12 protein-coding genes are annotated in these 12,981 nt (G+C 56.9%); 7 read left to right on the forward strand and 5 right to left on the reverse strand.

Features of this window, described 5'->3' with window-relative positions:
• The first annotated feature begins 123 nt into the window (after nucleotides 1–123).
• Nucleotides 124–819, forward strand: coding sequence for a KdgM family porin OmpK26 (gene ompK26, locus KB890_RS18790; RefSeq protein ID WP_004143995.1), 696 nt, complete (start codon nucleotides 124–126; stop codon nucleotides 817–819).
• Between the two features lie 135 nt (nucleotides 820–954).
• On the opposite strand, the gene KB890_RS18795 is transcribed toward ompK26, so the two are convergent.
• Both KB890_RS18795 and KB890_RS27700 read right to left on the reverse strand, forming a co-directional pair.
• Nucleotides 955–2,130 carry an oligogalacturonate lyase family protein gene (locus tag KB890_RS18795; RefSeq protein ID WP_002916048.1) on the reverse strand — a complete coding sequence of 392 codons (1,176 nt, stop codon included), beginning with the start codon at nucleotides 2,128–2,130 and terminating at the stop codon, nucleotides 955–957.
• Nucleotides 2,131–2,273: 143 nt separating this feature from the next.
• The gene (locus tag KB890_RS27700; RefSeq protein WP_004143992.1) at nucleotides 2,274–2,405 is read right to left on the reverse strand and encodes a hypothetical protein; all 132 of its coding nucleotides are present in this window, start codon (nucleotides 2,403–2,405) and stop codon (nucleotides 2,274–2,276) included.
• A gap of 210 nt (nucleotides 2,406–2,615) precedes the next feature.
• Between KB890_RS27700 and kduD the strand changes: the two genes are divergently transcribed.
• Nucleotides 2,616–3,377, forward strand: a complete 762-nt coding sequence (kduD, locus tag KB890_RS18800; protein ID WP_002916003.1) for a 2-dehydro-3-deoxy-D-gluconate 5-dehydrogenase KduD — start codon at nucleotides 2,616–2,618, stop codon at nucleotides 3,375–3,377.
• Nucleotides 3,378–3,672: 295 nt separating this feature from the next.
• A complete protein-coding gene (locus KB890_RS18805; RefSeq protein ID WP_002916001.1) occupies nucleotides 3,673–5,094 on the forward strand; it encodes an arabinose-proton symporter AraE in 1,422 nt (473 codons plus the stop codon).
• Here KB890_RS18805 and KB890_RS18810 read toward each other — a convergent pair.
• On the reverse strand, nucleotides 5,091–6,086 hold the full coding sequence (locus tag KB890_RS18810; RefSeq protein ID WP_004181200.1) for a LacI family DNA-binding transcriptional regulator: 996 nt from the start codon (nucleotides 6,084–6,086) through the stop codon (nucleotides 5,091–5,093). The two genes, KB890_RS18805 and KB890_RS18810, sit on opposite strands and share 4 nt — an antisense overlap.
• A gap of 94 nt (nucleotides 6,087–6,180) precedes the next feature.
• On the opposite strand from KB890_RS18810, the gene KB890_RS18815 reads away from it, so the two are divergent.
• The 4 genes from KB890_RS18815 (at nucleotide 6,181) to KB890_RS18830 (ending at nucleotide 10,487) form a co-directional block, all read left to right on the forward strand.
• Entirely contained in the window at nucleotides 6,181–6,315 is a 135-nt protein-coding gene (locus tag KB890_RS18815) for a hypothetical protein (RefSeq protein ID WP_020325082.1), read from the forward strand.
• 12 nt (nucleotides 6,316–6,327) lie between these two features.
• Nucleotides 6,328–7,569 (forward strand): MFS transporter, encoded by a 1,242-nt coding sequence (locus tag KB890_RS18820; RefSeq protein WP_002916000.1) that lies wholly within the window; start codon nucleotides 6,328–6,330, stop codon nucleotides 7,567–7,569.
• Between the two features lie 19 nt (nucleotides 7,570–7,588).
• Nucleotides 7,589–9,022, forward strand: coding sequence for a glycoside hydrolase family 32 protein (locus KB890_RS18825; protein ID WP_004193635.1), 1,434 nt, complete (start codon nucleotides 7,589–7,591; stop codon nucleotides 9,020–9,022).
• Between the two features lie 121 nt (nucleotides 9,023–9,143).
• Complete coding sequence (locus tag KB890_RS18830) at nucleotides 9,144–10,487, forward strand: carbohydrate porin (protein ID WP_004181196.1); 1,344 nt, start codon at nucleotides 9,144–9,146, stop codon at nucleotides 10,485–10,487.
• Between the two features lie 59 nt (nucleotides 10,488–10,546).
• On the opposite strand, the gene KB890_RS18835 is transcribed toward KB890_RS18830, so the two are convergent.
• Entirely contained in the window at nucleotides 10,547–11,833 is a 1,287-nt protein-coding gene (locus tag KB890_RS18835; RefSeq protein WP_002915998.1) for an ABC transporter substrate-binding protein, read from the reverse strand.
• 16 nt (nucleotides 11,834–11,849) lie between these two features.
• Complete coding sequence (locus KB890_RS18840) at nucleotides 11,850–12,977, reverse strand: ABC transporter ATP-binding protein (RefSeq protein ID WP_004149643.1); 1,128 nt, start codon at nucleotides 12,975–12,977, stop codon at nucleotides 11,850–11,852.
• Nucleotides 12,978–12,981 lie beyond the last annotated feature (4 nt).

The raw sequence follows: 12,981 nt of genomic DNA on the forward strand, positions 1-12,981 counted from the left end.
TTGTTGTGCCACCTTTTTTGAAACAAATAACTACGATCCTGGTCACTAAAACTATGGTGTCTAAAAAATAAAATGATGTTTCATAAAAACGAAATGTCATTTTATTTATTGTAAGGGTACCCTATGTTAAAACGATCTCTGGTTCTCGCCGCCCTCTGCGGTATGTCTTTTGCGGCAACCGCGGTAACGATAGATTTACGTCATGAATTTATTGATGGCGGAAAGAGTGATAAAAGTAATGCTGACCGCGTCTCCGTTTCTCACCGCTTTGCCAACGGCTTAGGCTTTACCGTCGAGGCCAAATGGCGCTCAGGCGGCGACAACGGTTCGCAACCCTATTCGGACGTGGTGGGCAATGGCCATGAAGACACCATCAGCTGGCGCTGGAAAGCGACGTCGAACCTGTTCCTCACTCCCGGGTTTACCATTGAGAGCAACGACAGCCGCTCCATCTACAAGCCGCACCTGCACGCGCAGTACAGTTTCGACAACGGCTTCTATGTCGCCGCTCGCTATCGCTATGAGTACACCCGCTACCCGAACAACGCCGGCAAAGATGATGACAAAGTTAACCGCGGCGACGCGTGGGCCGGATTTGTCCTCGGCGACTGGCGTACAGAGCTGAACTATGTCTATGCCCGCAGCTCGGAAGGGGTCAGCCGCAACGACAATAAACCCTACTCGCAGGAATATAACGTGAAGGTGGCCTATAAGCTGGATAATAACTGGTCGCCGTATGGTGAAATTGGCAACGTCGGGGTCAATGACCGCAGCGATCGTCAGACCCGCTTCCGCGTTGGGGTGGCCTACTCGTTCTGACCGACCATTCATCCCTCATCGTTTGTTTTCCCCGGCGCCGTCAGCCGGGGTTTTTTTATGGGGGAAAGAGAAGGGACAAAAAAAGCCCTCCATGAAGGAGGGCAAGGCCAGTTACAGAAAAAAGTGTGGCGTGGATCAGGCGCTCAGCATTGACGGGTGCGCGGGTAATTTCGCGATATAGATGGCCGGTTTACCGTCTTTATCGGAGCTGAACAGAATGGCGCTATCGTCCGGGGTAAATGAGGGGTGCGGGTGCGTTACCTGGCGGCTGTTGGCCACCGTCGCCCACGAGGTATCATGGCGCGCGACGCGGAAGTAGCGCTTTTCCGCCACGTTAAAGACATACAGCCAGGGATCGTTATCAATGGAGTAGCCGCCGGTATCCTTGACATCCACCGGTGTACCTGAGCCATCGCCTACCAGCAGCGTGCCATCGAAATTGCTCATCAGATGCGAGCAGGCCGGCATCGTCATCAGGGCCTCGTTGACGCCGCTTTCGGGATCAAAGCGATAGATCGTCCGCCCCTGCTGGCCTTTCAGATAGGAGACGTAGATCAGCGCCGAACCGTCCGGCACCCAAAATTCATGAGTACAGCTTTCGCCTGGAGCATGCGCTTTGACTTTGCGAACATGGCTGCCATCCTCGTTGACCAGCCACATGCGGGCGTCCACCAGATCGTGCGGCCCTTCATGGCAGAAGGCGACGGTATGGTCGTCGAAGGGACGATAGATCGGGTGTCCCAGCCAGATTTTTTCCTCATGGATCACCTGGCTCTCACCGCTGCGCAGGTCGACGCGCAGCAGGCGGCAGTGCGGTCCTTTATGGAAGAAATCATGGAAAATCTGCCAGTCGTTGAGTGGCGTCCAGTCGCTTTTGGCAATCTCAATGCCCACCAGTTTGCTGCAATCGCTGTTTGCCACCCAGGTGCCATACCCTACCCAGTCATCGCTAACGCGATAAACTTCGCGCTCGGCGAGGGTGGTCAGGTTGACTTCCAGCAGGATACGGTCATTTTTCACGTAATAAAGCGACTTATCGTCCGGGGAGAGGAAGCCGCCGAAGGTGTTATCCCCGGCGCCTTCGGTTAGCTGGACGGCCTCGGCGCTGGCGATATTCAGCAGATAGTAGTTCCAGTGGCCGTCAAACTCGCCGGCGAACAGTAAATGGCTGCCATCGTTAAAAAAGCACTTCTGATAGAAGTAGTTGCGATGACAGGTGACCTCCGGGGGGGTTAAGCGGGTGACTTCCGCCCCGGTATCCGGATCGTGGCTGACGTGATAATTCAGTTTGACCCGCATGCCTTTAGCCATGTAGTGCTCCTTTCTTTCCTGCGATGCCGCTGGACCAGAGGCGTGTCGCTGAGTGATATGTTTTAAAAGACAGGTATTAATTTATCAAAACATTGTTTCATTATTTGTGATGGCTCACGCAGTTCAGCGTAATTCCCGCGTTTTCAGCGGGCTGCTGGCTTCGCTTCGGCACCTCTGCAGACAATCGGTAGAATCTTCATCTTTTCAAAACCTTTTCCGGCCTGGCGCGTGCCGGGAGGCTCCTTCGCTTTTTCTTTTTTTGTAATCGTCATCATAAAAAATGAAACATCGTTTTAAATAATATTGAAAATGGCTGGGGGCGGGGCTAAGATGGCATCCATCAGCAAAACGGAACTCTGTTTTATTTTCATTATGGTGGGCTATGCCCGAGAGTTCGCCCCACGCTCAGTCGCGCCGCCGGCGCGGACCGGGCCGAGAGAACCTTGCCTGCAAACAGCAGGCTCTGAACGACTAAGGAACATAATATGATTCTTGATGCATTCTCCCTGCAGGGAAAAGTGGCCGTCGTGAGCGGATGCGATACCGGTTTAGGTCAGGGGATGGCCCTCGGGCTGGCGGAAGCGGGCTGCGATATTGTCGGTATCAATATCGTCGAACCGGTGGAGACTATCGAGCGGGTAACCGCGCTGGGACGCCGTTTTCTCAGCCTGACCGCCGACCTGCGCCAGATCGACGGTATTCCTCAGCTTCTGGAGCGGGCGGTGGCGGAGTTCGGCCATATTGATATTCTGGTCAACAATGCCGGCCTGATTCGCCGCGAGGACGCGCTGGCGTTCAGCGAAAAAGACTGGGACGACGTGATGAACCTCAACATCAAGAGCGTATTTTTTATGTCCCAGGCGGCGGCGAAACACTTTATCGCCCAGGGCAGCGGCGGGAAGATCATTAACATCGCCTCCATGCTGTCGTTCCAGGGGGGGATCCGCGTGCCGTCGTATACCGCATCCAAAAGCGCGGTGATGGGCGTCACCCGCCTGCTGGCCAACGAGTGGGCCAAACACAACATCAACGTCAACGCCATCGCCCCGGGGTATATGGCGACCAACAACACCCAGCAGCTGCGCGCCGACGAGCAGCGTAGCAGCGAAATCCTCGATCGCATTCCCGCCGGGCGCTGGGGGCTACCGGCCGATCTGATGGGGCCAGTCGTGTTCCTTGCCTCCTCAGCCTCCGATTACATCAATGGCTACACGGTGGCGGTGGACGGCGGCTGGCTGGCGCGCTAACCGTCCGCGATGGCCGGAGTCTGTGGTATCGCTCCGGCCATCTGAGCAATTATTGTCCATACGGCAAAGTGCGGATCGTCCATACTCCGGAACACGGGTATAATGTTACCGCTCTGTATAAACAGGGTTATTAACTATTGGAAACGCATTTTTTGTTACTTTGAAAGTTTAATGTCCATCACAAAACCCATCCTGCCAGCAATATAGTCCATATCTTTGGCTTATCCTGCCTGACCTATTCATCCACCAGTCACGTACTTTCGTCTTATGTCTTACTCTGTGTGGCAGGAAAAAAATGACTTCAATCAGTAACGACTCTACATTATCGCCGCGGACGCAACGTGATACCCGGCGGATGAACTGGTTTGTTTCCATCGCCGCGGCGGTGGCGGGCTTGCTCTTTGGCCTGGATATCGGCGTGATATCCGGAGCGTTGCCCTTTATAACCGACCATTTCACCTTATCCAGCCAGCTTCAGGAGTGGGTGGTTAGCAGCATGATGTTGGGGGCGGCGATAGGCGCGCTGTTTAACGGCTGGCTGTCTTTCCGCCTTGGCCGTAAATACAGCCTGATGGCGGGGGCCGTACTCTTTGTGGCCGGCTCTATCGGATCCGCTTTTGCCGCCAGCGTGGAGGTGCTGCTGGTGGCCCGCGTAGTGCTGGGCGTGGCAGTCGGGATTGCCTCTTATACCGCGCCGCTGTACCTCTCCGAGATGGCCAGCGAGAACGTGCGCGGGAAAATGATCAGTATGTATCAGCTGATGGTCACCCTTGGCATTGTGCTGGCGTTTCTTTCCGATACCGCCTTTAGCTACAGCGGTAACTGGCGCGCCATGCTGGGCGTGCTGGCGCTGCCGGCGGTGATCCTGATCATTCTGGTCGTCTTTTTGCCGAACAGCCCGCGCTGGCTGGCGGAGAAGGGACGCCATATCGAAGCGGAAGAAGTGCTGCGGATGCTGCGCGATACTTCGGAAAAGGCGCGCGACGAGCTTAACGAGATCCGTGAGAGCCTCAAGCTGAAGCAGGGCGGTTGGGCGTTGTTTAAGGTCAATCGTAACGTGCGCCGGGCGGTGTTCCTGGGCATGCTGCTGCAGGCGATGCAGCAATTCACCGGCATGAACATCATCATGTACTATGCGCCGCGTATCTTTAAAATGGCGGGCTTTACCACTACTGAACAGCAGATGATCGCCACCCTGGTGGTGGGCCTGACCTTTATGTTTGCCACCTTTATTGCGGTGTTCACAGTGGATAAAGCGGGCCGCAAGCCAGCGCTGAAAATCGGCTTTAGCGTGATGGCGCTGGGCACTCTGGTGCTGGGCTACTGCCTGATGCAGTTCGACAATGGCACCGCATCCAGCGGCCTCTCCTGGCTCTCCGTCGGCATGACCATGATGTGTATTGCCGGGTATGCGATGAGCGCGGCGCCGGTGGTGTGGATCCTCTGCTCCGAGATCCAGCCGCTAAAATGCCGCGACTTCGGTATCACCTGCTCGACCACCACCAACTGGGTGTCGAACATGATCATCGGCGCCACTTTCCTGACGCTGCTTGACGCGATTGGCGCCGCCGGCACCTTCTGGCTCTACACGGCGCTCAACGTGGCCTTTATCGGCATCACCTTCTGGCTGATCCCGGAAACCAAGAATGTCACCCTCGAGCACATTGAGCGCAACCTGATGGCGGGCGAGAAGCTGCGCAACATCGGTAATCGTTAATGTGAGGCGCGCGGCAACCACGGGCTGGCGACTTTGCGCGTCTCCCGATGGTTGTCGCCGTGAATGATATGCAGGGCGCTCAGGCGCCCGATGTCATAATGCGGCAGTTGCACTGTGGAGAGCGGCGGTAGAAACAGATCGCCAATGCCCACCATGTTGTCGTATCCCACTACCGCCACGTCCTGTGGAATGCGTAACCCCTGGCCCAGCAGCGTCTGATAGACCATAAACGCGATGCGATCGTTGCCGCAGATCACTGAGTCAAAGCCAGGTTTACCCTCGCGGATATGCGCCAGCACCACCGCCGGGATATCGTGGTAATGCTCATCGCCCTGGCCCATATACGAATGGCTCAGATGGTCCGGTTCGATACCGGCCTCCCGGCAGGCGCGCTCCAGCCCCAGGCGGCGGCGGATCGTCGCCGGCTGGCTGGCGGGTAAGTGCAGGCACAGCGGACGACGATAGCCAGCGGCAAGCAGGGCTTTCACCGCGTCGTACTGCCCCTGTTCATCGTCCGGGATATAGCTGGCCACCGGCTGGCTGAGGCTTTCGCAGTTGGCCAGCACGCAGGGCAGAGTCAGCAGTTTTTCCGGCAGCGGTACCTGGCGCAGGCCCATGGTGGTAAAGATAATGCCGTCCGGACGGTGGGAGAGGAGCAGGTCGACCACCGCTTCCGGACGATCGTCAGAAAACATATTGACCACAAAGCTGTTCCAGCCGTGGGCGCGGGCCGTCTCTTCGATCGATAAGGTGATTTCCACCGAAAACGGTGTGGTGACGGTATCCAGCGCCAGCACGCCGATGGTGCTGGGGGTTGCGCGCGCCCCGCGGATCTTCTTCGCCGACAGGTCGGGGACGTAGTTGGTTTCGGCGATGGCGGCCTGCACGCGGGCCAGTGTCTCAGGCTTCAGCCGCTCCGGGGTGTTCAGCGCCCGTGAGACGGTCATCAGAGATACATTCGCCAGTTTTGCTACATCTTTCAGGGACGCCATTTTTTCCTCCGCCATTGCCGCAGAGTACAGGCTATACAACTAAGTCGCTGATGTAAAAGAGTGAAACGATTTTCTGCTATCGCCGTCGTGAGCTATGCTGCGGTTGATTTTTGATCGCGATCGCATCTTCGTTATGTTAACGTTAACTTTTGTGATTAACATCATATATCGCAGCGAATCTACCTGCGTTTTGTTTTTTGTTAACGTTACCATAATTGCATTCCTCTAACACGAGAATGTCATGATGAAAGCGCCTCACTCACACAGCTACCCGTTGCTCAGTGCCTTACTATTTTTCTTTTTCGTGACCTGGTCGTCATCCGGCTCCTTGCTCTCTATCTGGCTTCACCAGGAGGTTGGGCTGAAGGCAGGCGATACCGGTATTATCTATGCCGTACTGTCGGTTTCCGCGCTGTTTGCGCAAGTTTGCTATGGATTTATCCAGGACAAGCTGGGGCTGCGCAAACATCTGCTCTGGTATATCACCGCGCTGCTGATCCTCTCTGGTCCGGCGTATCTGCTGTTCGGCCACCTGCTGAAAATCAACGTCCTGTTGGGCAGCATCTTTGGCGGGATCTATATCGGTTTGACCTTTAACGGCGGCATCGGCGTGCTGGAATCTTACACCGAGAGGGTGGCGCGTCAGAGCCAGTTTGAATTCGGCAGGGCGCGGATGTGGGGCTCGCTCGGCTGGGCGGTGGCCACCTTCTTCGCCGGCCTGCTGTTTAACATCAATCCGCAGCTTAACTTCCTCGTCGCCAGCTGTTCCGGGCTGGTGTTCTTTATCCTGCTGGCGCGTCTGCGGGTCTCCTCGGCGCCGCATGCGATGCAGGAGGCGGTATCGGGCGGTAAGGTGACGCTGGAAGATGCGCTGCGCCTGCTGACGCTGCCGCGGTTCTGGGCGCTGGTCTTTTTCGTCATCGGCACCTGCATCTACGGCGTCTATGACCAGCAGTTCCCGGTCTATTTCTCATCGCAGTTCGCGACCCTGCAGGAAGGCAATGAGATGTATGGCTACCTCAACTCCTTCCAGGTGTTCCTCGAGGCGGCCGGCATGTTCTGCGCGCCGTGGCTGGTGAACCGCATCGGCGCCAAAAACGGTCTGATTTTCGCCGGCATGGTGATGGCGATGCGCATGGTGGCCTCCGGTCTGGTGGAGGGGCCGCTGCTGATCTCCATCACCAAACTGCTGCACGCGGTGGAGTTGCCGATACTGCTGGTGGCTATCTTTAAGTACAACAGCCTCAACTTCGATAAACGTCTCTCCTCCACCCTCTATCTGGTGGGCTTCGCCTGCACCAGCTCGATTATCGCCAGCGTATTGTCGCCGCTGGCGGGCTACAGCTATGAAAAATATGGCTTCGCCCAGTCCTACCTGATCATGGGCCTGCTGGTGTTCTGCACCACCTTTATTTCCATCTTCTTGTTGCGCTCCGGCAAATCCTCCGCCGATCCGCTGGTGTCGCAACCTACCGCTATCTGAATCAAAAAGAGTGAAAATGATGACTTACACAATCTCCCGGGCTGAACAGGTACTCCAGACACAACGCCAGGCGCTGAATCTGCGCTGGTATCCGCACTATCACCTGGCGGCCCGCGCCGGGTGGATCAACGACCCAAACGGTCTGGTGTGGTTCGACGGCTGGTACCATGCCTTTTATCAACATCACCCGTACTCCACCCAGTGGGGACCGATGCACTGGGGGCACGCGCGCAGTAAGGATCTGGTGCACTGGGAGCATTTGCCGGTAGCCCTGGCGCCGGAGGGCCCGGAGGATAAAGACGGCTGCTTCTCCGGCTCGGCGGTGGTCGATGGCGATACCCTGGCGCTGATTTACACCGGGCATAAGTTCCACGGCGATCCTGGCGACGAAGCCAATCTGTATCAGGTGCAGTGTCTGGCCACCAGCCGCGACGGGATCCACTTTGAGCGCCAGGGGATGGTGGTCGACACCCCGCCGGGTATGCACCACTTCCGTGACCCGAAGGTCTGGCGTGAAGGAGACTGCTGGTACATGATCGTCGGCGCGCGCGAAGGCGATACCGGCCAGGTGCGGCTGTACCGTTCAGCCGATCTGCGCCAGTGGCAGGACGCGGGGGTGCTGGATGAAGCGGAAAGCACCATGGGCTATATGTGGGAGTGCCCGGACTTCTTCACCCTCAACGGCAAACGCGTTCTGATGTTTTCCCCACAGGGGATGCAGGCCGCGGGGTTCAGCAACCGCAATCTGTTCCAGAGCGGCTATCTGATCGGCGAGTGGCAGCCAGGCCAGCGTTTTATTCGCCATGGCGAATTCCGGGAGATGGATAACGGCCACGATTTCTATGCCCCGCAAAGCTTCTCCACCCCCGATGGCCGGCGGATCGTGATTGGCTGGCTGGATATGTGGGAATCGCCGCTGCCGGAGCAGCAGGACGGCTGGGCGGGCATGCTCTCCCTGCCGCGCGAGCTGAGCCTGAGTGCGGATGACCGCCTGCAGATGCGCCCGGCGAAAGAAGTGGAGAGCCTGCGCGGCGCCTGGTTCCCGTGGCCGGTCAGCACCCTGAACAACCAGCAGACGACGATGGTCGACAACTGCGAGGCGATGGAGGTGAATCTGCGCTGGGACTGCGCCCGCAGCAGCGCCGAGCAGTATGGTCTGCGCTTTGGCGATGGCCTGCGCATCTACGTGGATGCCCAACAGCAGCGTCTGGTGCTGGAGCGGCATTATCCGCAGTATGGCCTGTGCGGGACGCGCAGCGTGCCGTTGACCGCCGGAGCGGATCTCAACCTGCGAATATTTTTCGATAGCTCTTCGGTGGAGGTTTTTGTCAATGACGGCGAAGCCTGCCTGAGCAGCCGTATCTATCCGCAGGCTCCCCGCCGTGAATTAGCGTTATTTGCCTGGAGCGGCTCGGCGGCATTAACCGAAGCCGGCGCCTGGCAGCTCGAATAATAATAAGGCTGTTGTCGTTAATAACCCGTCTTTGACGATGGGCGGGTTATTATTGCCTGCATCGTCGTGCGTTACCCATTAATAAAAAATTCAGTTCATTCCATAATAAAAGGGTTTACCGATGAATAAAATCTGGGTCGGGTGTTTTCTGACGTCTCTGTATCTGCCATCCGTTATGGCGCAGGCGCCGTTATCGCTGGAGGAGCGACTGGCGCAAATGGAGCAGCGGCTAAAGGCGACGGAGGCGCGCGCCGCCAGCGCAGAGGCGGAAATTAAGACGCTGAAAGGCCAGCAGCAGGCCGCGACGGTCGCCCGCGCGGCGCCTGCTTCGCCGCGTTTGCAGCTAAATGACAATGGCGAATTAAAATTTTATGGCGACGTCGAATTTAACCTCGATGGCGCCAGTCGCACCGGCAGCCTGACGTCGGTCAAAACCAGCGCGAATAAAAGCTGGGCGCCCGGCGATAAAGAGCGCTGGGATATTAACGGTCGTATTCTGCTGGGTTTCGATGGCAGACGGAATGGCGCCGACGGGCAATATGCCGGATTCAGCGTGCAACCTCTGGCGGATATGGATGGCAAAATGAATCTTGATGATGCGGTATTTTTCTTCGGCCAGCAGGATGACTGGAAAATAAAAATAGGCCGCTTTGAAGCCTGGGATATGTTCCCGCTGAATCAGGATACCTTTATTGAATATTCAGGTAATACCGCCAACGATCTCTATTCCGATGGCTATGGCTATATTTACATGATGAAAGAGGGGCGCGGGCGCAGCAGCAGCGGCGGTAACCTTCTGTTCAGCAAAACGGTGGATAACTGGTATTTCGAAGTTAACACCCTGGTGGAGGACGGCAGTTCGCTGTTTGTCGATCAGAACTATCATGGTAACGCGCTGGAAAACCGCAAAAATGTGGTGTACGTGCGGCCGGTGGCGGCGTGGCAGTCCGGCGCCTGGTCGGCGGCCGCGGCGATAGAGAGCAATCTCGTCAACAATGCTTACGGCTATCAGAGCCAGAGCGGACGCTGGGTCGACCAGTCAAACCGCACCGGCTACGGGCTGACCATGAGCTGGAACACCCTGAAAAGCGATCCGCAGGATGGGGCGGTGATTAATCTGAGTACCGCCCTGCTGGACGCGGCGGACGAAACCGACTTCAGCGCCGGGATCAACGCCCTTTGGCATCGCGTGGAGCTGGGCTATATCTATGCGCACAATAAAATCGACCAGTTCAATATGGCCGGGGTGACCAGCGAATGCGATGGCGATTGCGCTATCCTGGCGCCGGGGCGCTATGACATCCATACCCTGCACACCTCCTGGCAGTTGCCGAATATCATGGCGATGCCGAACTTCAATATTTACCTTGGCGCCTATGCCTCGTGGCTCGATTCCACGGCAGCGAAGAGCGGGAATCCCGATGAACGCTACGGCGCCCGGGTGCGCTTTAAATATTTCTTCTGACAGGGCCGTCTGGCAGACCCTCCCGCGGCGTGCGCCGCGGGAGAGTTCAGACGGGCAGGTTAGCGCATCGCGCGGCGCAGAATGCGGTCGGTCTGGCGCTGGAAGTCCTCGGCCGCTTCTTCCACCGACTTTTTACCGTAGTCGATGTACTGCAGGGTGGTGCCGAACTGGGCGACGATCTGCGGATCGTCGAAGTACGGGGAGACCGGCAGAGCGGTGGGCAGGGATTGCGCCAGCTTCAGGCCGGACACCGCCGGATCGTCGGCTTTGATTACCCCATCCTCGGTCAGGTAGGTGACCGCCGCTTTACTCAGCGGCACGCCGCGCTCCAGTCCAAGAATATCCACCCCTTCTTTGCTGTTCAGCAGGAAGTTAATCACTTTCGCCGCCGCCTGCGGGTTTTTCGTCGATTTGCCAATCGACAACATTTGCGCGGGCTTGAAGAACAGTCCGGCATCGGTGGCGCCCGGCAGCATCGGGTATTCCCCCAGCACCAGCTTCGCCGGCGGCTTCAGGTTATCGGAATATTTGTTGATGGTGGAGTTCCACATGTAGGTCCCGCCCCATTCGCCCTGGATCCACGGCTTCATTTCGTACATGTTGCTCTTGCCGAAGGAGGCATAGTAGCGGGTGTCCGGCATCACATGGCTGTCGATAAGCTTCTTATACATACCGAAGAAATCCGCCCACTGCGCTTTGCTGTAGGAGAATTTTCGCCCTTTCTCATCGATGGCCGGCTGATTGTATTTTTGCACCATATAAGAGTTGAGCAGGGCCAGCACGTCCTGGTGTTCGAGCACCACCGGGTAGTACTGTTTCCCGAGCTTGCTTTCGAAAGTTTTTCCCGCCGCCATGAGTTCATCCCAGGTTTTCGGGAAGGGGATGCCCGCCTTTTTCCATGCTTCGTCGTTAAAGTAGAAGACGCGGGCGGTGACGGAAATTGGAATACCGTTAAGCTTGCCGTTGACCGTGGTGGACTGCAGTTCTTTGGCGTCGAACTGGCTGAGGTCGATCTCGTCTTTCAGGGTATTCAGATCGTAAAAGCCATCGCCATTTTTCGAAAAGATCGGCAGCCAGTTCCAGTTGGTCTGCATCACGTCAGGCTCGGTACCGCCGGCAATCTGGGTGGTCAGGCGTGAAAGATGGCCGTCCCAGCCGGTGTATTCTGCTTTGACGTTGATGTCTGGGTTTTGTTTGTGGAATTCCTCCAGCGCCTTGAGGGTGACCTGATGGCGGCCGTTGCCCCCCCACCAGGACATACGCAGGTCGACATCCTGCGCTAGCGAAGAGAAGGCGCTAAGGCCCAGGGTGGCGGAGAGGGTGGCGCTTATCAGCACGTTTTTCATTGTTATGCTCCAGGGTTCACAGAGAGAGGTTCTGTTCGGTTTTGGCGTCAAAGATGTGACACTTGTTGAGATCAAAGGTGAAATAGACTTTGCGATTCAGTCCCTTGGCAATCATCGGCTTCGCATCGTCCGACGGCACGCGGGCGGTCAGCTCATAATCAGCAACCCTGAGATAAACAAAGAATTCATGTCCCATGTTTTCTACGCGTACCATTTCACCCGCGCAGGAACCTTCGGCAAACGGTTCATCGGAGAGAGAGACAAACTCCGGGCGCACGCCAAAGAACACCTGCTGATTCTTATGGGTTTCAACTTTGCTTTGCAGCCGATCGTTGAGCGGCAGCCGCTGATCGCCCAGCGTCAAATGCAGGCGACCACCGTGCTCAACCAGCTGGCTGGGACGAATATTCATCTCCGGCGCGCCGATAAACCCGGCGACAAACATATTTTTCGGCTGGTGGTAGAGATTGTCCGGGGTATCAACCTGCATAATGTGGCCGAGCTTCATCACGCAGATGCGGTCGCCCATGGTCATCGCTTCCGTCTGATCGTGGGTGACGTAGACGGTGGTCGCCGGTTTGCCAGATTTTTTCAACTGCTTATGCAGATCGGAAATGCGGATCCGCATCGAGGCGCGCAGCTTGGCGTCAAGGTTGGAGAGCGGTTCGTCGAACAGGAAGACGTCCGGTTTTTTGACGATCGCCCGGCCCACCGCCACGCGCTGCGCCTGGCCGCCGGAGAGCTGGCGCGGCAGGCGATCGAGCAGTTCTTCCAGTTCGAGAATTTTCGCCGCTTCTTCCACCTGTCTGTCGATTTGCGCCTTCGGCAGCTTGCTTAGCTTGAGGCCAAAGGCGAGGTTTTCGCGCACCGTCATATGCGGATAGAGGGCGTAGTTCTGGAACACCATCGCGATGCCACGGGATTTAGGCGCCAGGTTGTTGACGATTTTGTCCCCAATCCGCACCTCGCCGCCGCTGATGGTCTCCAGACCCGCCAGCATGCGCAGGGTGGTCGATTTGGCGCAGCCGGAGGGGCCGACGATCACCATAAATTCGCCATCGGCAATCTTCAGGTCGATACCATGCACCGCTTTAAACCCGTTGGAGTAGACTTTTTCCAGTTTGTTGAAAATCACTTCAGCCATGATA

It is taken from the genome of Klebsiella sp. P1954 (assembly GCF_018199955.1).
GTDB classification, from domain to species: domain Bacteria; phylum Pseudomonadota; class Gammaproteobacteria; order Enterobacterales; family Enterobacteriaceae; genus Klebsiella; species Klebsiella pneumoniae.